Consider the following 22376-nt stretch of genomic DNA (forward strand, 5'->3'; position numbering starts at 1 on the left):
TTGCAATGGACACTATAATAGATGATGATATAAAAATATAGCCTTATATTTAAACTTTAAGGAGAGAGATATATATGGAAAAAGATTTTAAAAATTTAAAAATACAAGAAAACATTATTAATGCTCTAAAATTACAAGGGATAAAAGTTCCTACATCAATACAAGGAAAAACTATAGAGCATATACTAGAAAATAAGGATTTAGTTGGTGAAAGTGAAACTGGAAGTGGAAAAACTTTAGCTTATTTACTTCCAATATTTCAAAAAATAGATATAGATAAAAAAGAAAATCAAGTTATAATATTAACGCCAACACATGAATTAGCAGTACAAGTACATAAAGTTATAGATAAGTTATCTAAAGACAGCAAAATGAACATAACATCTACAACTATAATTGGAAATGTAAACATAAAACGTCAAACTGAAAAGCTAAAAGAAAAACAACATATAATAATTGGTTCCGGTGGAAGAATATTAGAACTTATTAAAAAAAGAAAAATATCAGCTCATACAGTTAAAACAATTGTTTTAGATGAATGTGATAAACTTTTAGATGAAAATAATAGCCAGGTTACAAAGGCTGTAATAAAGACTACATTAAGAGATAGACAGCTTTTATGCTTTTCAGCAACTGTTACAGAAGAGGTATTAAAATTTGCTGATGAATCTATGAAAGAGTCAGTTATAGTAAAAGAAGATAAAGTTCCAATGGCTAATAAAAATATAGAGCATATGTGTTTTTTATGTGATAAAAGAGATAAAACATTAATGGTGAGAAAGTTAGTTGCAGCTTTAAAGCCTAAAAAAGCAATAGTGTTTATAAATAATAGTAATGATGTAGAGGTTATAACAGATAAATTAAAATATCATGGATTAAAGGCAGCCTCTATTTCAGGTGGAGATTTTAAATCAAGTAGAAAAAAATCTATGGATGAGTTTATAAATGGAAAAAGTAATATTCTAGTATCCTCAGACTTAACAGCTAGAGGGATTGATATAAGGGGAATAACACATATAATAAATATAGATTTACCTGAAAATGAAATGGATTATCTTCATAGGTCAGGTAGATGTGGAAGAGGAAAAAACAAAGGAGTTTCTGTGTCAGTAATTACGGAAATAGAAAAGCCATTAATAACTAAATTAGAAAATAAATTTAAGATAAGCATTCTTTTAAAAGAATTATATTTTGGTAATATAGTTAACGATGAAGAAAAGAAACAAATGAAGACATATAATAAAGTTAGCAAAAAAGGGAAAAAAGACAAACAAGAAAATTATAAAGAAAATAAGAAACAACATAACTCAAGTGAATATTGGAAAAATAAAAAGAATAAATAATTATTGTAGCAAAACACTATCAAATATATAAATGTTGATGGTGTTTTTCTTGAAAATGGAGGTGAAAAGTTATAAACTTCAACAGTTATAGGGAAACAAGCTCGAATTTAAATTTATTCAATAACTTTAAAATATTTTCATACAAAATGTAGTGTTGAATTCTAAGCAATTCAGAGCATGTCTCACTATTTTGGGTATCCAAGTTTTGGAATGGATAATTTTAAAAGTCAACTTGGAACCCTATAGCAAAGAGATTTTAAATTTATAATTGTAAATAAAGCAAGCTATATGCTATAATAGTGAACGTGTTTATATTGAGAACACTAATTGTAAAAAATATACTGATTTTAGGTGATTAGTTATAATTACAAAAGAATAAATTTGAATTATTTGGAGGGTACATATTAATGATACAAGCAACTAATATTAGTTTAAGATATGGTGGAAGAAAACTTTTTGAAGATGTTAATATAAAGTTTACTGAAGGAAATTGTTATGGAATAATAGGAGCAAATGGAGCAGGAAAGTCTACTTTCTTAAAAATATTATCAGGGGAAATAGAAGCAAATACTGGAGAGGTATCTATAACTTCTGGTGAAAGAATGGCTGTTTTAAAGCAAGATCACTTTGAATATGATGAAGTAGAAGTATTAAAAACAGTTATGATGGGTCATGAAAGATTGATTCAAATAATGGATGAAAAAGATGCATTATATGCAAAACCAGACTTTACAGATGAAGATGGAATAAAAGCATCAGAACTTGAATGTGAGTTTGCAGAATTAAATGGATGGGAAGCTGAAAGTGAAGCAGCTACATTATTAAATGGTTTAGGAATTACTGAAGAATTACATGCAAAATTAATGAAAGATTTAAGTGGTCCAGAAAAAGTTAAAGTATTACTTGCTCAAGCTTTATTTGGAAAACCAGATATTTTAATAATGGACGAACCGACTAACCACTTAGATATAAAATCTATAACTTGGCTTGAAAACTTTTTATTAGATTTTGAAGGAACTGTGATAGTTGTATCCCATGATAGACATTTCCTAAATAAAGTATGTACACATATGGCAGATGTAGACTTCGGAAAAATTCAACTTTATGTTGGAAACTATGATTTTTGGTATGAATCAAGTCAGTTAGCACTTCAAATGTCAAAAGATCAAAATAAGAAAAAAGAAGAAAAAATTAAAGAACTTCAAGCTTTTATAGCTAGATTTAGTTCAAATGCATCTAAAGCAAAGCAAGCTACTAGTAGAAAGAAACAATTAGATAAAATTACATTAGATGATATACAGCCATCTACAAGAAGGTATCCTTTTGTTGGATTTAAACCAGAAAGAGAAGCTGGAAACGATATTTTAGAGGTTAAGAACTTAAGTAAAACTATAGATGGAATAAAAGTTTTAGATAATATTAGTTTTAGAGTAAATAAGAATGATAAAATAATATTTTTAGGTGAAGGTATTGCAAAAACTACTTTATTTAAAATTTTAGTAGGAGAACTAGAAGCAGATAATGGTGAGTTTAAATGGGGAGTTACAACTTCTCAAAGTTATTTTCCAATCGATAACTCAAAGTATTTTGAGGACTGTGACTTAACTTTAGTTGATTGGTTAAGACAATATTCTGAAGAAAAATCTGAAAGTTTTATAAGAGGATTTTTAGGAAGAATGTTATTTTCTGGAGAAGAAGCATTAAAAAAATCTTCTGTATTATCAGGAGGAGAAAAAGTTCGTTGTATGTTATCTAAGATGATGTTAAGTTCCGCTAATATATTAATTTTAGATGAACCAACTAACCACTTAGATCTTGAATCGATAACATCTGTAAATAATGGACTTATAAACTTTACAGGAACATTATTCTTTACATCACATGATCATCAATTTATTCAAACAATAGCTAATAGAGTTATAGAAATAACTCCAAATGGAATGATGGATAGAGCGATGACATATGATGAGTATTTAGAAAATGATGAAATTCAAAGTAAAATTCAAGAAATGTATAAGAAGTAATTTATAAAAAATGGCCTAAGATAATTTTATTATCTTAGGCCATTTTTATAGTTATAAGTATGGAAAACATATGAAAAAATGGAACTTAACTTCTAGAGGGGGAATAGAATATTATAAATAGCACTTTTGAGGTGATTTTTATATGGGTATGAACATAAAAGTAGAAGAAAGTATTATAAATAATTCTAACAATTATTGTAGCGATATAACAATAGAACATAAACAGATAGGAAGTAGTGGAGTGAATTCTGGTGAAAAAAAGTTAAATAAAGCAAAAGTTCCTGTTTTACTTGCTACTGTATTCATGAAAACTACTATATTAGAAGAGGTAACAATTCCAGAAGGTTATATAAGTATAGAAGAATGTAAAAGAGATGTTTTTATAAAAAATTGCAAAATTTTATATGACAACTTAATTGTTGAAGGATATATATTAAAAGATATTTGTTATGCTACACCTAAATATAGTGATAGTAATTTGAAAAAATATAATTTTTGTGAAAACTATTTAAGAAATGTGAAAATAAAAATTCCATTTAACATTTCTACTATTATAAGTGAACTTAATTCTAATAGTTTTACAGAAAATAAAAATGGTAAAGTTTTAAATAAGGATAATAAAAAAAGATATTTTGAAGAAAATTTCAATACATCGTCAATATGTGAAAATTATTTTAAAAATTCTTTGACTTTTAATGATTTGCCTTATGGTGATTTAACTGGTTGGACAATAGAGGGAGTAGATAATTATAAAAGGGAAAATAAAGATACTAAACTATATAAAGTATTTAGTGAAAAAATTTCATTAAATTTGAATTTTGATATATATGTAAAAAAATATGTAGAAGTGACTATTATTTAATAATATATATAAAATAATAATTAATTTATTTAAAAAATGTTTAGTTATAATAAATTGTTTGCAAAAAATGTAGAGGAGTGTAACAAAAACAAATAAATACAATATATTATAGTATAAAGCTTGTAATACAGCTTTAGTTATATATTGTGATTACACTATATTTTGAGGTGAAAAAAATAATGAGCAATAATTGTATACCAAACTTATTACCAAGTGGATGTCCAACACATGATTGTAGTGATATAGAACTAGAATCTACTATATTAACACCTACAGGAACTTCTCATAGAAGACATGGCGAAAAGAAAATAAAAAAAATAGGTGAAGCAAAAATTAGTGGTGTAATAATTGATCACGTTCAAATTCCAGAGGGATTTGTTGAAATAAAAGGAATAAAAAGAACTCCTATAATAAACCAATGTAAAATAATAGATCATATGCTAATTGTTGAAGGATATATTATAAAAGATATAAAATATGCTACTCCTATAGATCCAACAATAGACACAAGTAGATGTAGAACTTACAGAAATAATTTAAATGATATAATTATAAAAGTACCATTTAGTTTTGCTAGTCCATTAGATAGACGTATAAGATTGCCAAGACCGGAAGCAAGAGAAAAAAGAAGGTTTGAATATTATAACAATACAATAGAACCATGTGATAAGGGATTTATGGGTCAATCATTATGTGATGGAGAAGAATTTGAAAGTGTAACATTATTTAGACCTCCTTTTGCAGAATTAATATCATGGTCAATACGAGAAGGAGACATTTTAAGAAAATGTGATGAAAATTGCTGTGAGGGAGAACTATATTCTATATTTACAGAAAAAATAGTATTAACTCTTGAATTTGATATATTTAAAATTGAAATAGAAAGATGGCATTATAGTGCAGAACCTGATGGTAAAGGATGCTATGTTGTAGATGCTGATGAAGCAGTAGAAGATGATGAAGCAGTAGAAGATAATCAAGATTAGGATAGAAGAATATATATAAAATTGAATATTGAAAGTTTAAAAATAATGCAGAGTTGTAACAACTCTGCATCTTTTTTATAAAATAATATTATAGCAATGTTATGGTGGGGTATATATGGAATTAGAAATATTACTAATAAAAATAGCTGTGGGATTGATAATAAAAAAAATTAAAATTGATTCTAAAACCTTAAATTATATATTACTATATTTATATTTAGAAGAAATTGATCAAACATCTAAAAATAAAAAAAAAACAATAAATAAAATTAAGGATAGTAGTACTTATAAGATAGATTCAAAAGAACATAGTAAGAATACCGAAGTTGATAATACAAATATTAAAAAACATTATAAAAAGAGTAGGATATTAAATGATGATGATTATAAAAAAAACTATAGAAATTCATATGAAGTTAAGCCTGATTATAATAGTGTTGATTTAAATAAAATACAAGTTTGTGATAGTGCATCAATAGAAGGATATAAAAAAGACGATGTTGTTTTGAAAAAATCACAAGATGATAAAAGCATAAAAAAAGTAGAAGTTCAATTAGCTAATACAATTATTAATGATTTAGTAGTAGCAAATGTGGAATTTAATTTTCCAGTACTTAAAATATTGAGTGTTAGCAGTGAACTTTTTATTTTAAATTCAAACTGTGCAAAAAGTAATAAAAATAATAAAGGGATACTAATATATGAAGGGATTTTATCTATAACGATAAAGTATTTAAAACCTAAGGATATTATAAAAAATGGTTTTTCATGTGAAAGTGGATATTATGTGATTTATATGCCTTTAGAAGGGGCTAAGGAGGTAGATTTAGAGTTTAATCCTTTTACAAATAATAAAACTGTAATAAAAGACATAAAAATGATTATATCAAAATATACGGAAAATATACTGACAGAATTTGTACATTGTTCACAGGAAAGTGGTATATTTAAAATTAAATATAAATTTGTAAATTCTTTTAATTATAATGTTGAAATATTAGAAGAAAAAAAAGTATTAATGTAGGATTACAAGTCTTAAATTTAAGTCACTTAAATATTTATTAAATTGTTATTAAAATAAATAAATGTTAAGAAAGAAGCGCATTAATATATTGCGCTTCTTATTAAAGTTAAAAATTTAAGCTTTATATGGGTTAATATGAACCATACAATGTTTTATATTAGAGTTTTCTTCTATTAAATTATGAACCTTTGTTGCTATTGAATGACCTTCATCTACTGTAAGGTTAGAATTTACGGAAACTGAAACATCTACATAAATTTTATTAGCATGAAGCCTTGTTCTTAGCTTATCTATACTTTCAACTCCATCTATGGATTTTATTTTATTTTCTATTTCTAACACTGTATTTTTATCTGCAGATTGGTCTATAAGTTGAGATATACTTTCTTTTGCTATATTATAAGAAACTTTGATTATTAAAATAGAGATTACTAAAGCTACTAATGAATCTAATACAGGGAAACCCATTCTAGCGCCTAAAATTCCTAGAAGCGCTCCAATTGATGATAATGAATCAGATCTATGATGCCATGCATCTGCTTTTAAAGATGGACTGTCTATTTTTTTAGCATATTTCATTGTGTAAAAATACATCCATTCTTTAGTGATTATAGAAATTATAGCTCCTAATATCGCAATGGAAGTTGGAACACTAAGATTTCCTGAAATTATGTTCTTAATACCAGTAAAACCGATACCAATAGCTACTATAAAAAGTAATATAGATAAAAATAGTGAAGATAAACTTTCTATTTTTTCATGTCCATAAGGATGAGATTCATCAGCAGGTTTGCTAGAAAGTTTTAAACCTATAATAACACCTAAAGTGCTTATTATATCTGAAAAAGAGTGAATTCCGTCTGCTATCATTGCATTACTTTTAGATATAATGCCAATAAAAATTTTTACAAAAGATAATAGTCCGTTAACTATTATAGTGTTTTTACTAACCTTTACTCCGATTTCTAAATTGTTATTCATAATTCCTCCATTATCAATTGATATAACACAAAAAGTTTGTTTATATATAAGTATACTAACTATAATATACTAAAATTCCTGTTTTGTGAATAAAAATTATATAAAAAGATATGTGGATTCTATTATCAATTGAGAATGAAAACAGCGGTTATTTAGTAATGAATATAAATAATATATAATGGGAAAAATAATTTTTAAATTATATAAATAAAATAAATGATAAAAACTATTGACAAAATTAAGGATATGTATATAATGTAATATATAATTTAATGAAAAAATCAATGAAAAGGATAGTACTTTCTTTAAAGAAATTAAGCGAGTAAGGAACTGGTGTGAGCCTTATATTTCAAAGAAGCTTAAGTGGGGACATAAAAGCATAGCAATTGCTATAGGAAGAGAGCCTTGGAGATGCAATTTTAGAAAGTTAGTTTAATATAAGCTAACAAAGGATTGCCGCTAAATAGCGTTAAATTTTGAGAGGATCTTATAATTAAGATCAAATAGAGTGGTACCACGGATATTTACCCGTCTCTTTACTTTTGTAAAGAGGCGGTTTTTTTATTATAAAAAATTAGGAGGAATTTTAAATGGATTATAAAAATCATATAGCAAGTATATTATCTTCAAATGTAGATATATCAATAGATGAGTTAGAAAAATTAGTAGAAATACCACCAAAGTCAGATATGGGTGATTATGCATTTCCTTGTTTTTCATTAGCAAAATCAATGAGAAAAGCACCACAAATGATTGCACAAGAATTAAAAGAAAAAATAAAGGATAATAACTTTGAAAAGGTTGAAGCTTTTGGACCATATTTAAATTTTTTTGTTAATAAAGAGATTCTTATAAAAAATACTATAGAAAAAATTTTAAAAGAAAAAGATTTATATGGTAGTAATAATGATGGGGACGGAAAGAATGTAATAGTTGAGTATTGTTCAGCTAATATTGCAAAACCTTTCCACGTAGGACATTTATTTACTACAATGCTTGGAAATTCTTTATATAAATTATTTAATTTTCATGGATATAATGCCATAGGAATAAATCATTTAGGTGATTGGGGAACACAGTTTGGTAAACTTATATACGCTTATAATAATTGGGGAGATGAAGAAGCTTTAGAAAAAGAACCAATAAAAGAGATGTTAAGGGTTTATGTTAAGTTTCATGATGAAGCAGAAAAAGATCCATCTCTTAATGATGAAGGCAGAAGACATTTTAAACTACTTGAAGATGGAAATGAAGAAGAAGTTAAACTTTGGACTAGATTTAGAGATTTAAGTTTAAAAGAGTTTGACAAGTTATTTAAAATGTTAAATGTATCTTTTGATTCTTTTGCAGGCGAAAGTTTTTACAGTGATAAAATGGATGCAGTTATAGAAGAGATAGATGAAAAGGGTCTTTTAACAGATAGTCAAGGAGCAAAGGTGGTTATGCTTGATGAATACAATATGCCTCCTTGTATAATAAAAAAGGCAGATGGAGCTACTATATATGCAACTCGTGATTTAGCAGCAGCATTTTATAGAAAGAAAACTTATGACTTTTATAAAAATATATATGTAGTTGCAAAGGACCAAGCACTTCATTTCAATCAAGTATTTAAAACAATAGAACTTATGGGTCATCAGTGGGCTAATGATTGTACACACGTAGGATTTGGGCTTGTAAGATTTGCTGATAAAAAGCTTTCAACAAGAAAAGGTGATGTTGTATTTTTAGAAGATTTATTAAATGAAGCAGTAGCTAAAACTTTAGAAATAATAAATGAAAAGAATCCTGAATTAGAAAATAAGGAAGAAGTGGCTAAAAAAGTTGGTATAGGTGCAATAGTATTTACTTATCTTAAAAATAATAGAGAAAGAGATATAATATTTAACTGGGATGAAATGCTAAGCTTTGAAGGTGAAACAGGTCCTTATGTACAATATACTTATGCAAGAGGAAGAAGTATATTAAGAAAAGTTGGAGAAGGTTTAGATGAAAATATAGATTATAGCAAATTAAATTCTAAGGAAGAATTTGAACTTGTAAAAGAACTTGGAAACTTAGAAAATGTAATTAATTTTGCGTTAGATAAGCTTCAACCATGTATGGTAACAAGATATTGTATAGATGTTGCTAAAGCATTTAATAAATTTTATAATGCTCACAACATAGCAAACTCAGAAAGTGAAGAAATTAAAAATGCAAGAATTAATCTTGTAAAGGCAACACTTCAAGTATTGAAAAATGGATTGTCTTTAATAGGTTTAGAAGTTGTAGAAAAAATGTAAAAAATAAAAACAGGAGCTATTGGAAAATTAACTAATAAAAGTTAATCGGTCAATGGCTCCTTTTATGTAGAATTACATTTATTTCAATAATAATTTATATGTGTAAAATATTATTGAATTTTAAATTTGTTAGATTAAGAAAATTTAAGATTAACAACATACTGTAGGATTCCAAATTAAATTTTAAACTTATTCATTTATAAAATGAGAAAACTCAAATTAATATTTTATCAATAACTAACAGATTATTTTAGTTAAAAGTTAAGAGTGAACAGTTGTAGTTATTACTACTCACTTCGTTCCTAGTAATTCTCCACGTATCTTTTTATAAATTTGCAAAGCAAATTATATTGATAGATTTTTTAAAATCATTTTCAGAAAGTGGTTGCCACTTTTATCCTAAATCCTTAATTCATAATTCTTAACCAACTATATTTGTACTTATTTTTCTTAACTGATAACAAAAATTTGATGAATAAATTTAAATGGGAGCTTGTTTCCCTATAATAGTTCCAAAAATGTACTTTGCAATAAATAGTTAGACGGCGAACTTATTTTGATAGTCAAACCATTTGAATATCAAAATAAGTTATGTTATAATGTGATATCTTGATAAGATATCGTTTATTTAAAATTTATTGAATATTAATATTTTAAAATAGCAAACTATCTTAAGGACAATTAATAAACAATAATTTAGAAAGTGATTTAGTAGAGAGTATAAAGTGAAAAAATATATATAATGAAGGGATTGGAAGGAGGAAGTTACTAAAATGGATATTTTAGTAGCGAAAGTAAATGGATATAAAACTTATAACAGATTCTGCTTGTGATTTACCATTAAATTATATTAAAGATAACAACATAGAATTTCTTTCTTTAGGTGTGAATATAAATGGGAATTATATTTTAGATGATTTAGGTGATACGTTAAAGTATGATTACTTTTACAAGGAATTAAGAGATGGCAAAGCGGCATCTACATCTCAAGTAAATATCTATGCTTTTGAAGAGGTCTTTGAAAAATATGTTAAAGAAGGTAAGAGTATAATATATATAGGATTATCTTCAGGTTTAAGTGGTACGATTAATAGTGCTAATATCGCAAAACAAAATATTTTAGAGAAATATGAAAATGCAGATATAAATATAATAGATTCTATAAGTGCATCTTTAGGAGAAGGGGCATTAGTGTATTATGCTTGTGAGATGCTAAGAGAAGGTAAGGACAAATGTGATGTTGTAAATTGGTTAGAAGAAAATAAAAGTAAGATATTACATGCTTTTACTGTAGATGATTTATCCCATTTAAAAAGAGGCGGAAGAATTTCATCTGCAGCAGCAACAGTTGGATCTTTATTGAATATAAAACCTATACTTACTATAAATAATGAAGGTAAAGTTGTTCAAGCTGGGAAAATAAAAGGAAGAAAAAAAGCAATTAAATATTTAGGAGCTCAAGTTAAAGAAAAAGCACTTAATATAGAAAATCAAGTTATATTTATAGCCCATGCAGATTGTGAAAAAGAGGCGCATGAACTTAAAGAAATAATTTTAAAAGAAAATAATGTAGAAAAGGTTATTTTAAATTCTATGGGAGCTGTAATTGGAGCACATGGTGGCCCGGGAACGCTTGCTGCTATTTTTATTGGAGAATGTAGAGATAGTTAAATAATTGGTAGAAAGTTTACTTTATTAAGATATGAAGTAAACTTTTTTATTTTGAAACTATATTAAAAATATGTTAAATTGTATGAAATATGTAAAATAATTTTAATTATATAATACTATTATAATATAGGGAGGGTATGAATATTATGATAAGTATTTTATGTTTTTTAGCTATGATAATTTTCATGTTTTATATAATTTGTATTACCTGTAAGTTTATTATAAAAGGTGTTGGAATAGGGCTAGGCATTTTAATCAGTATAATAGCATCCATAATTATATTAGTTATAATTCTTCCAGTGATAGCCTCATTAGGCATTATAGGGGTAACTATAGGTGGTATTTTAACCAGTATAATTGCAGTATTATCATTTATAGTATGTAGTCCTTTTTTTGTTGGTTTATGTGTATTAATTATTTTAATATATATATGTAAAAGATAGAAATTAGAATAAATAATTATTTAAAAAATATATTAATGGAGATGAATTTTTACTGACAACTAATTTCTATGGATTTATTCTATAGAGATTTTTATATAAAATAAGGTGACAACAGATTTTAAATTTGTTGTCACCTTATAAATTTTATAGAAAATTAGTCTTTACTAGTTTATTTTAAAAAACATTAATTTTAAAAGTCAATTTGCAACCTATATATAATAATACTTTGTTGACTGAAAAAAATCTTTTGAATATAATTGTATTATTTAAGTAGTGTGAGGTGGGATGATTTACTATGATTAACATAATTATATTTTTACTATTAGTTTTAGTGCTAACAATAGTATATTTAGTTAACTACTCTTATAAAAAAGTTATATTAGGAAAGAAGAAAGATAAAGAAGAAGCTTTTAATGTTTTAAAAAATAGAGGAAGCTATGATGTAAATTTATACGATAGTATAGAATATGAAAATTTAGAAGTTGTAAGTAAGGATGGATATAAACTTAAAGGATATTATATAAATAAATTTCCTAATAATAAAAAGGTTATTATATTATGCCATGGATATACAGCAAATCATTATTTAACTCTTCAATATATTGATATATTTTTAAAAGATGGATTTAACATATTACAAATAGATGTAAGGGCTCATGGTGCTAGTGATGGGGAATATCCAACTTACGGTATATTGGAAAGAGACGATTTAGATATATGGGTTGAAAAAATTAAAGAAAAGTTAGGTGAAGATGCTATTATAGGATTGTGTGGTCAATCTATGGGAGCTGCAACTGTTCTTATGTATGGTGGAAGACATGAAGAAAAAATAAATTTTATAATAGCTGATTGTGGATACTCAAATGGAAAGGAAATTTTAAAATATCAATTTAAAAAAGCTAAGGTTCCTCTAACGCCAATATATCCATTTCTAAATATGGTATTTAAAATCAAATGTAAGTTTTCAATGAATGATGTATCACCAATAGATGATATAAAAGAAAGTGAAATTCCAACTTTGTTTATACATGGAACAGCAGATACTACAGTTCCATGTTTTATGAGTGAGGAAATGTATAAAGTTAAAAAAGGGAAAAAAGATAGATTACTTATAATTGAGGATGCAGGTCATGTTGTTGCATATGATAAAGATAAGAAAAAATATGAAGATATAGTTCACAAATTTATAAATAGTGTTTTAAATTAAATTTAAATCTAAACTAGCTACCTAAAATTATAATTTTAGGTAGCTAGTTTTACTTTTATAACAATTAAAAATTTTGGTAAGATTTATGAATAAAAAACAATCATAGGTAGAATATTAGTTTTAAATATAAAAAATTCATGGAGGAGGGATTAATTTGAAAAGAGTAAGTATCACTCTAATTTCAATATTAATATGTTTAATAGGGTATTCAAATTGTTATGCTAATCCAATTGATGTGAAAAATGTGTTTGATTTAAAGTATAATAACAAAAAACTATATGAAAAAGAGTATTTAAATAATGAGATTATGGTTTATGGAAAAATATACAAAATAACTGAAAAGGATGATGAGATAGCAATATTTATAAAGGAACACAATTCTCCATTAGAAAATACACCTACAATTGATTTAGATAAAAGAGCAAAATGTATAATGAAAAGTTCTGATATAGAAAAAATATGTGATTTAAAAGTATGGACAGAAGTATCAATAAAGGGCATTTTGACAGAGTGTGGAGTTAGAACATTAAAATTAGATAACTGTACAATATATGAAAATATAGGTAGTAATTAAGGAGCTGTAAATATGAAGAAAAAGTTTGCTATTTTTGCGATTATAATAACTGTATTTTTGTGTAAAAATACAGTTGCAATAGAACCTATGACGTTAAAAGATGTAGTGATGATGCAATATAATGAAGTTAAATATAATAGAACTAAAGATACTGAAATAGTAGTAAAAACTACTATTGATAAAATTGAGAAAAAAGATGAAAAAATAATAATAAAATCTATTGAAGATTATAATATTATTAGAGGGAATTTTGAATTTGAATGTTATGATATTGAGCAAATAGAAAGTTTAAAAAAAGGTGATAATATATTAATAAAGGGGACTTTAAAAAAAATTAACGATGGTTTTTTAGGATTAGTAATATATATGGAAGATTGTAAATTAGAAAGTTTTTAAATATATAGAATCAAACTAAAATACTACTTCATAATTTTATGTAAAAAATTAATAGACATAAGAAACCTACAATATTTTCAATGTAGGTTTTTATTATTTGATAAATTATATTTAATATGAAAAAATGTTAATAGAAAAATAAGTAATAAAATGTAACTTTATAGAATATACTGATAGATATTGTACAAACTATAGCCTTTTTCTATTGGAATAGAATTGATAAATACTTTAAAATACAGTTGAAGAACAGTGAAAAGGAGGGGCCTTATGGACAAGTTAATTATTAAGAAAGATGAAATGACACCTAAGGAAAGGATGGCTGCTTACTCTAAAGGTTTAAAAATAGACAGAATACCATGTATGCCACAAATGGGAGTTACAATGGCACCACTTATGGGTATAACAACAAATCAGTATTATAATTCTGCAGAATACATGGCAGAACTTGAAATATTTTTATTTAATAAATTAGGTCATGATTCAGTAGGGGTAGGAACTACTTTAAGAGGAGTAGCAGAAGCTATGGGAAGCAAAATTGCTTATCCTAATAATGGGGTATCTTATTTAGAGGAACCAGTATTAAAAGATATAAGATTAGTAGATAATCTTTCACCAGCAGATCCATATAAAGATGGGAAATTACCATTAGCTTTAAAAGCGCTAGAAATTATAGTAAAAAAAATAGGTGATAAAGTAGATGTGGGAAGTGATATAGCAGGACCACTAAGTGCAGCAGCAGCTGTAGTTGGAACAGAGAACTTATTAAAAGGCATGATAAAATATCCTGAGAAAGTTCATACATTGTTAGAAATAGTAACAGAAACAAACTTAAGGATAGTAAAAGCTTTTGCAAATTTAGGTGTAGATTTAGGAATGTCAGATCCAGTGTCATCTACAAGCTTAATAAGTGTAAAACAATTTAGAGAATTCTCTATGCCTTATGAAAAAATGTGTGTAGATAAAATGAGAGAGCTTTCTGGAAAAGGAACGAGCATACATATATGTGGTAAAAGCAAAGAGATATGGGAATCTATTTTAGAAACTGGTGTATCTTCTTTTAGTATTGATAATGCTGAAGATATAGAAGAAGCTAAAAAAATATTAGGACCTAAAGTGTGTATTTCAGGTAATGTTAAGCCTGTAGATACTATGAGAAATGGAACAATTGAAGAAATAATGAATGAAGCTAAATTATGTATAAAAAAGGGTTATGGAAGTCCTAAGGGATATGTTTTAAGTACAGGATGTCAAATTCCTATGGGAACACCAATTGAAAATATAGAAGCATTTATGAATGCAGCTAGAATATATGGAAGATATCCAATTAATGTAGATGAACTTTAATATAAAAGGGTAATAAAAAGGTAATAAAAAGGTAATAAAAAGTAATCATATAGTTTTGGAAAAGAGGTAGTTATTGTGAATAAAGAAGAATTATTTAAAAATATTAGTGATGCCATAGTAGATATGGAGGAAGATATAACTAGAGAGTTATGTGAAAAATCTTTAGAAGTGGGTATTCCTGCTTATGAAACTATAAATAATGGATTAATTAAAGGTATGGATAGAGTGGGAAAATTGTATGAGGAAGAAGAATATTTTCTTCCAGAAGTACTAATTTGTTCAGATGCGATGAATGAAGGATTGGGTATTTTAAAGCCTCATTTAGATAGAGGAATATTAGATAAACCATTGAAAGTTGTTATAGGCGTTATAGAAGGAGATACTCACGATATAGGAAAAAATTTAGTGAAGGTAATGATGGAAGCGGCAGGATTTACTGTATATGATTTAGGTAGGGATGTTCCAATTACTAGATTTGTTGAAGAGGCAGAAGAAAAAGAAGCAGATATTATTTGTATGTCAACACTTATGACAACAACTATGCCAGGAATGAAGACTGTTATAGATAATTTAAAAAATAGAAATATTAGAGAAAGATTCAAAGTTATGATAGGTGGCGGTCCAGTATCTCAAAAATTTGCTACTGAAATAGGTGCGGATTTTTACACAGTTGATGCAAATGAGGCAGTTAGAAAAGTAAAAGAAGTCTTTGTAATCTAGAAATATAGATAATTTAATAATTATTATATGGGAAAATGCTCTTAATTTTTTATAGAGCATTTTTATATATTAAAAGGAGTTGTAGGAAAGTATGGAGGAAATTATTATTAAGAAAGATGAAATGACTTCTAAAGAAAGAATGTCAGCTTTTTCAAAGGGATTAGAAATTGATAGAATACCATGTATGCCGCATATGGGAGAGTCTATGGCACCACTTATAGGAATAACAATTGATGAGTATTATCACTCAGCAGATAAAATGGCAGATTTAGAAGAATTTCTGTTTAATAAATTAGGTCATGATTCAGTTGGGATAAATACAACATTAAGAGGTGTCGGAGAAGCTTTAGGAAGTAAATTAGTTTTTCCAAAGAATAATATATCTTATGTTGGAGAACCAATATTAAAGGATATAAAAGATGTAGACAATTTAGATGTTATTAACCCATTTAAAGATGGAAAGATTCCTATTTGTTTAGAGGCATTATCTAAAGTAGTTGATAGACTTTCTAAAGTTGTAAATGTGGGATTTAATCTAGCTGGACCACTAAGCGCAGCTTCAGCTGTTATAGGAACAGATAAACTTTTAAGAGCTATGATAAAAAATCCTGATAAACTTCATACTCTTTTGGATATTGTTACACAGTGCAATATGAAAATTATAGAAGCTGCATCAAATTTGGGTGTAGGTTTTTCAATGTCAGATCCAGTATCATCTACAAGTCTTTTAAGTATAAAGCAATATAAAGAGTTTTCTATGCCTTATGAGAAAAAATGTGTTGACAAGGTTAAAGAAACAACTGGTGGAGGAATGGGTATCCATATTTGTGGTAAAAGTAAAGAAATTTGGGATTTAGTAGCTGAAACAGGAATAACATCTATAAGTATAGATAATATTGAGGATGTTAAAGATGCAAAAGATATATTAGGTAACAAAATTTGTATTTCAGGCAATGTTAAACCAGTAGAAACTATAAAAAATGGAACCATAGAAGAAATTATGAATGAAGCTAAAAGCTGTATAAAAAAAGGTTATGGAAGTCCTAAAGGATATATATTAAGAACTGGATGTCAAATTCCTACTGGAACTAAAATTGAAAATATAGAAGCTCTTATGAATGCAGCTAGAATATATGGAAGATATCCTATAGACATAAGTAAACTTTAAAAAATTAAAAGGGAAGGTTTTAGTTATGAATGAAAAGGAAAGATTATTAAAAGTTTTAAAAGGTGAAAAGGTAGACAGGCCTCCAGTTATATGTCCAGGTGGTATGATGAATGCAGCTGTTACTGATATATTAAAAGAAATTAAAGAAAACCACAATTGTGATTTAGAAGGTATGGTAATGGCAGCAAAAATGGTGAATGAAGAAATTGGCTTTGAAAATTATGGAGTACCATTTTGTATGACTGTTGAGGCAGAACCATTAGGTATAGAATTAAGTTTCGGCGATAAAACAGTAGAGCCAAGAGTAACAAAATATAATGAAGAAGAGATAGGGGAAATTATTAAAAAATATGATATAAATCCTATAAAAGATAAAAGAATGCCAATTATTTTAAAGGCTATAGAAAAACTTAAAAATAATGAAGTACCAGTGATAGGTAATATAACTGGTCCCATAAGTACTGCAACTTCTATTGTAGATCCTTTAAAGCTTATAAAAATGTTTAGAAAAGATCCAGATTTAGCATATGAATTTATAGAATATGTAAATGATTACTCTATAGACTATGCAAAAGCTATGATTAATGCAGGAGCAGATGTTATAGCCATATCAGATCCTACAGCTACAGGTGAAATTCTAGGAAGAAAAAACTTTGAAAAATTTGCTTATCCTATGTATAAGAAGTTTTTAACTGAAATACATGAACTAGATACTCCTGTAATAATCCATATTTGTGGTGATACAAAAAATATTATAGAAAGTTTAGATGACTTAGATATTGATGCAGTAAGTTTTGACTCTATAGTAAATATGAGAAGTGCAAGAAAACAAATAAATAAAGCACTTATGGGGAATGTAAGTACCTTGCTATTACATCAAGGTGATAAAGAAAGAATAATAAGGGTAACAGAAAATTGTATTAACTCTGGTGTTGATATAGTTTCACCAGCCTGTGGACTTGGTATGTCAACTCCAAAAGAAAATTTAAGAGCTATGACGGATTATGTGAAAGGGAGAAGATAGTAATGGCAATAGCACATTTTATAGATGAGAATCTAAAGGTACAATGTGAAGAAGGAAAAACTATACTGGAAGTTATAAGAAAAAATAATTTAAAGTTAGAAACTCCATGTAATGGTATTGGCATTTGTGGAAAATGTAAGGTTATTGCAAAGGGCAAATTAAGTGAAATAGATACTATAGAATTACCTTTTATAAATAAAGAAAAAAATGAAAGACTTGCATGTGTAGCAAAGATTCAAGGGGATATTGATGTACAATTTATTAAAAACAATAAAAATTTAAAAACAGTAACTAAAGGTAAATCAATAGATATAAAAGTGTCACCTAAAATAAAAAAAGAATTAGTAAATAACTTAGATAATAAAGTTTCAATACCATATATAGAGTATGTAAATGGGGATGTATCTTCAATAGAACTTTATGAAAAAATTTACAAATTAGAATCAGAAAATGTGGATTCTTTTGAAGTTGTGAAAAATAAAGCAACAATATTAGATATAGATAATAAGATAGAAAAAGTTTACTCAGTAGCAATAGATATTGGAACAACAGGAATATCCAGTTATCTTATAAATTTAGAAAATGGAACAATTTTAAACAAATTATCTTCATTAAATCCTCAAACAGAATTTGGTGGAGATGTTTTAACAAGAATAACATATTGTATGGAGAATCCTAACGGTTTAGAAGACTTACAAAAGGCAATCACACTAGAAATAAATAGATTAAGTGGAGAACTTATAAGAGGAATAGGGGAAAGAAAAAACATTTATAATATAGCTATTGCAGGTAATACTACAATGTTACATTTATTATTGGGAATTAGCCCTATTTCATTAGCAAAAGCGCCCTATAGACCGATATTTTTAAATGGGTTAGAAATAAAAGCTACAGATTTAAATATAGATATAAATCATGAAGGTACAATTTTAATTCTCCCTAATGGATCTGCTTATGTTGGAGCGGACATAATTGCTGGAGTTGTAGCTAGTGGATTTGATAGAAATAGTGAGTGTAGCATATTTGTAGATATAGGAACTAATGGAGAAATAGTTGCCATAAATAATGGTCAGATAATGGGGACATCCACAGCAGCTGGTCCAGCATTAGAAGGTATGAATATAAGTTGTGGATGCAGAGCTCAAGAAGGAGCTATTGAAGGATTTAGAATAGATGAAAATTACCATATTGAATACTCAGTAATAGGAGATTCAAAGCCAATAGGAATATGTGGTAGTGGTCTTTTAGATATAGCTGCAGAACTTGTAAAATCTAATGTAATATTAAGTAGTGGGAGATTTAATAAGGAATTACCAGATAAATTAAAAAATAGATTAAAAGAGAAAAAGTTTTATATAACAGATAATATATATATTTCACAAAAAGATATTAGACAAATTCAATTAGCTAAAGGAGCAATTGCAGCAGGAATAACTATGTTGTTAAAAGAAATGAATATATCAATAGAGAATGTGAAAAATGCATATATAGCTGGAGCTTTTGGATATCATGTTAAAGGTGAAAGCATTACCAGTATAGGACTTATTCCAAAAGGATTTAGTGGTAAAATAGATTTCTTAGGAAACACATCTTTAGAAGGAGCAAGGCTTGCAACTATAAATGAAGATGTATTAAAGTCTATGATGGGCTTAAAAGAAAAGATATCAATATTAGAACTTTCAACTAGTGAAGAATTTCAAAAGCATTTTGTAAAAGAATTAAGTTTTTAAAATTTATAAATAAAGGTGATTAAAAATATGTTTAAATGTGTTAGTGATAATATAGAAAGTGTACCTAAAACAATATGTGATTGCTATCCAGACTTTTACGATAGAATAAATACTAATGAGTTTATGTCAAAAATTTCCAAGGAAATAAAAGAAGTAAGAAATGATGTATTTTGTAAAGTACCATTTTGTAATACTATAGAGGCTGAAGCTTTCGGAGGTATAATAAAATTAGCAGATGAAAACACATCATCAAGAGTTGGGGAATATTTAATTAATAGTGTTGAGGATTTAGAAAAAATAAGGCCAATAAATTTTTCTAAAGGTAGAATAAAAGAAGTATTAGATTCTGTAAAGAAATTAAGTGAAGATAAGGAGAATGTTGTATTAATGGTAGAAGGTCCTATGACAATAGTTACTTCACTTATGGATAGTAGGTTGTTTTATAAATTATATAGAAAAAATAAAGATGCTATAGAAAAACTTTTAAAATTAATAGAAGAAGGCATAGTAGAATATATTAGAAAAGCTATTGAAAATGGAGTTAAAGTTATATCGTATGCAGACCCTGTTGGTAACATAGATATAATTGGACCTAAATATTTTAAAGAGTTAACAGGTGCTATGACGTGTAATATTATAAGAAGTGTGAAAGACATTTTAATAAGTAATAATGTTTTATTTCACATATGTGGTAGAACATCTACATCCTTAGAAGAATGTGACTTTGTTAATAAAAAATGTATTCACGGAAATGAAGAGTTAACTTATGGAGAGAATTTAATTAATTTATCACTAAATAAAAAAAATGATAAATTAATTGTTGCTGGACATTGGTGTATAAAAAGAACTTTTTTAAATAAAAGTGATAACATAATAACATTATTAGAATTAAAATAAAATTTAGAAACATAGAAACCAGCCCACTAATTACTAAAATGGATTAGGTGCTGGTTTTTTTATAGGAAAAATAAAAATGTATTGACAAAAATAAATAAAAAACATACTATATAAGTATATTAGAAAATACTTATATAGTATGTTTTTCTTTAAGGAGGATTTTATGGAGAAGGAAACAAAAATTTTAAAGGCCTTGGCCCATCCAATAAGATTAAAAATAGTAGAAAAATTATCTAAAGAAGAGTTATGTGTATGCAAATTGAATGAAGATGTTGAATTTACTCAGTCTAACTTATCACAACATTTAAAAATATTAAAAGAAGCAAATATTTTAGATTCTCGTAAGGTGGGAATGTGGATGTATTATAGTATAAAAAATGAAGAAGTACTCAAAATTTTAGAATTAACTAAAGTGATTGCAAGTAAGTGATAATATATATTAAATAAAAAAGGAAAACGAGAATTATAGGGAAACAAGCTCCAATTTAAATTTATTCAACACCCTTAAAATATTTTTGCACAAGATGTAGTATTGAATTCTAAGTGATTCGGAGCATGTCTCACTATTTTAGGTATCCAAGTTTTGGAATGGATAACTTTAAGAGTCAACTTGAAACCCTATAAATAATCAAAGTTAATGATATTATATAAATACAAAAGGAGAATATAGTATGAAAAATTTAAGTGATGAAAAGATAAAAAGTGCTGTATTAAAAAGTTACAAGTCAATTGCAATATCTAATGGTGCAAGTGAGAGTTGCTGTAACAATAAAACTTTAACAATAAAAAATTCACCAGTAGAGATATCAAGTAAAATAGGATATTCAATGAAAGAACTAGAATCTGCACCAAAAGAATCAAATATGGGACTAGGGTGTGGAAATCCACAGCTTATAGCAAATATAAAAGAAGGTGAAACCGTATTAGATTTAGGATGTGGAGCAGGATTCGATTGTTTTTTAGCAGCTGATAAAGTAGGCGATAAAGGAATGGTAATAGGGGTAGACATGACCTTTGAAATGTTAAAAAAGGCAAGAGCTACGAGTAGAAGAAATAGATATAAAAATGTTGATTTTAGACTTGGTGAGATTGAGAATCTTCCAGTAGAAAATGATATAGTGGATGTTATCATATCTAATTGTGTTATAAATTTATCTACTAATAAGCAGAGGGTATATAATGAGGCTTATCGTGCTTTAAAAAAAGGTGGAAGAATTGCTATATCAGATATAGTAATAATGAAAGAGCTTACAGAAGAAATGAAAAATGATGAAAAGCTTTATTGTGGATGAGTTACAGGTGCATCCTCAGTTGAGGAATTAGAAGCATATCTTTATAAAGCTGGTTTTGAAGATATAACAATAGATGTAAAAGAAGTACCTAAGGAATATGAAGAAAAATGGGGACATAATTTAAAAGTTGGAGAGTATATTATGTCTGCAGCTGTTAAAGCAGTAAAAAAATAAGTTATAAAGGATATTAAAAGGATGTATTTATAATTGCTTATAAATCATCCTTTTGTAATTTAAAAATAGATTTGAATTTAAGCTTATATAGGGTTCCAAGTTGATAGCTAAAATTATACTGAATAATAAAAATCTTTCTACAAATACTTAATATACGTAAATTTTTAAATATAATATTGTATAGAAAGGATTTTATTATGGGAAGATCAGCTATAAATATTGAAACACTGC

General features: G+C 26.7%; 20 protein-coding genes. 19 read left to right on the forward strand and 1 reads right to left on the reverse strand.

Translation table 11 applies throughout. The annotated features are described in order from the left end of the window. Positions 1 to 74 precede the first annotated feature (74 nt). The 5 genes from ACYUE0_RS03905 (at position 75) to ACYUE0_RS03925 (ending at position 6239) form a co-directional block, all read left to right on the forward strand. Positions 75 to 1343 carry a DEAD/DEAH box helicase gene (locus tag ACYUE0_RS03905; RefSeq protein ID WP_460269559.1) on the forward strand — a complete coding sequence of 423 codons (1269 nt, stop codon included), beginning with the start codon at positions 75 to 77 and terminating at the stop codon, positions 1341 to 1343. A 407-nt stretch (positions 1344 to 1750) separates the two neighbouring features. Continuing rightward, on the forward strand, positions 1751 to 3367 hold the full coding sequence (locus ACYUE0_RS03910) for an ABC-F family ATP-binding cassette domain-containing protein (protein WP_061995893.1): 1617 nt from the start codon (positions 1751 to 1753) through the stop codon (positions 3365 to 3367). Positions 3368 to 3509: 142 nt separating this feature from the next. After that, positions 3510 to 4229, forward strand: coding sequence for a hypothetical protein (locus tag ACYUE0_RS03915; RefSeq protein ID WP_460269560.1), 720 nt, complete (start codon positions 3510 to 3512; stop codon positions 4227 to 4229). Positions 4230 to 4408: 179 nt separating this feature from the next. After that, positions 4409 to 5215: a hypothetical protein gene (locus ACYUE0_RS03920; protein ID WP_460269561.1), complete on the forward strand. Its 807-nt coding sequence runs from the start codon at positions 4409 to 4411 to the stop codon at positions 5213 to 5215. Between the two features lie 115 nt (positions 5216 to 5330). After that, positions 5331 to 6239 (forward strand): hypothetical protein, encoded by a 909-nt coding sequence (locus ACYUE0_RS03925; RefSeq protein ID WP_460269562.1) that lies wholly within the window; start codon positions 5331 to 5333, stop codon positions 6237 to 6239. A gap of 114 nt (positions 6240 to 6353) precedes the next feature. On the opposite strand, the gene ACYUE0_RS03930 is transcribed toward ACYUE0_RS03925, so the two are convergent. Then, complete coding sequence (locus tag ACYUE0_RS03930; RefSeq protein WP_061995889.1) at positions 6354 to 7220, reverse strand: cation diffusion facilitator family transporter; 867 nt, start codon at positions 7218 to 7220, stop codon at positions 6354 to 6356. Between the two features lie 590 nt (positions 7221 to 7810). On the opposite strand from ACYUE0_RS03930, the gene argS reads away from it, so the two are divergent. The 14 genes from argS to arsM all read left to right on the forward strand — a co-directional run bounded on the left by argS (position 7811) and on the right by arsM (position 22145). Continuing rightward, complete coding sequence (argS, locus tag ACYUE0_RS03935; RefSeq protein WP_061995888.1) at positions 7811 to 9505, forward strand: arginine--tRNA ligase; 1695 nt, start codon at positions 7811 to 7813, stop codon at positions 9503 to 9505. 798 nt (positions 9506 to 10303) lie between these two features. Continuing rightward, positions 10304 to 11176 carry a DegV family protein gene (locus ACYUE0_RS03940; RefSeq protein ID WP_460269563.1) on the forward strand — a complete coding sequence of 291 codons (873 nt, stop codon included), beginning with the start codon at positions 10304 to 10306 and terminating at the stop codon, positions 11174 to 11176. 146 nt (positions 11177 to 11322) lie between these two features. Beyond that, positions 11323 to 11619: a hypothetical protein gene (locus ACYUE0_RS03945; protein WP_061995886.1), complete on the forward strand. Its 297-nt coding sequence runs from the start codon at positions 11323 to 11325 to the stop codon at positions 11617 to 11619. A 295-nt stretch (positions 11620 to 11914) separates the two neighbouring features. Continuing rightward, complete coding sequence (locus tag ACYUE0_RS03950) at positions 11915 to 12826, forward strand: alpha/beta hydrolase (RefSeq protein ID WP_460269564.1); 912 nt, start codon at positions 11915 to 11917, stop codon at positions 12824 to 12826. Positions 12827 to 12980: 154 nt separating this feature from the next. Beyond that, positions 12981 to 13400: a hypothetical protein gene (locus ACYUE0_RS03955; protein ID WP_460269565.1), complete on the forward strand. Its 420-nt coding sequence runs from the start codon at positions 12981 to 12983 to the stop codon at positions 13398 to 13400. Positions 13401 to 13412: 12 nt separating this feature from the next. Beyond that, positions 13413 to 13796, forward strand: coding sequence for a hypothetical protein (locus ACYUE0_RS03960; RefSeq protein ID WP_460269566.1), 384 nt, complete (start codon positions 13413 to 13415; stop codon positions 13794 to 13796). Positions 13797 to 14063: 267 nt separating this feature from the next. Next, the gene (locus ACYUE0_RS03965) at positions 14064 to 15140 is read left to right on the forward strand and encodes a uroporphyrinogen decarboxylase family protein (RefSeq protein WP_460269567.1); all 1077 of its coding nucleotides are present in this window, start codon (positions 14064 to 14066) and stop codon (positions 15138 to 15140) included. 75 nt (positions 15141 to 15215) lie between these two features. Continuing rightward, entirely contained in the window at positions 15216 to 15860 is a 645-nt protein-coding gene (locus ACYUE0_RS03970) for a corrinoid protein (protein ID WP_460269568.1), read from the forward strand. Positions 15861 to 15951: 91 nt separating this feature from the next. Beyond that, a complete protein-coding gene (locus tag ACYUE0_RS03975; protein WP_460269569.1) occupies positions 15952 to 17028 on the forward strand; it encodes a uroporphyrinogen decarboxylase family protein in 1077 nt (358 codons plus the stop codon). A gap of 25 nt (positions 17029 to 17053) precedes the next feature. Beyond that, positions 17054 to 18052, forward strand: coding sequence for an MtaA/CmuA family methyltransferase (locus ACYUE0_RS03980; RefSeq protein WP_460269570.1), 999 nt, complete (start codon positions 17054 to 17056; stop codon positions 18050 to 18052). 2 nt (positions 18053 to 18054) lie between these two features. Further along, positions 18055 to 19782 carry an ASKHA domain-containing protein gene (locus ACYUE0_RS03985; RefSeq protein WP_460269571.1) on the forward strand — a complete coding sequence of 576 codons (1728 nt, stop codon included), beginning with the start codon at positions 18055 to 18057 and terminating at the stop codon, positions 19780 to 19782. A gap of 27 nt (positions 19783 to 19809) precedes the next feature. Beyond that, entirely contained in the window at positions 19810 to 20679 is an 870-nt protein-coding gene (locus ACYUE0_RS03990) for a uroporphyrinogen decarboxylase family protein (protein ID WP_460269572.1), read from the forward strand. Between the two features lie 163 nt (positions 20680 to 20842). Then, positions 20843 to 21109: an ArsR/SmtB family transcription factor gene (locus tag ACYUE0_RS03995; protein ID WP_061995879.1), complete on the forward strand. Its 267-nt coding sequence runs from the start codon at positions 20843 to 20845 to the stop codon at positions 21107 to 21109. 241 nt (positions 21110 to 21350) lie between these two features. Further along, on the forward strand, positions 21351 to 22145 hold the full coding sequence (gene arsM / locus ACYUE0_RS04000) for an arsenite methyltransferase (RefSeq protein WP_460269573.1): 795 nt from the start codon (positions 21351 to 21353) through the stop codon (positions 22143 to 22145). Positions 22146 to 22376 lie beyond the last annotated feature (231 nt).

It is taken from the genome of Clostridium sp. CTA-19, assembly GCF_054767855.1.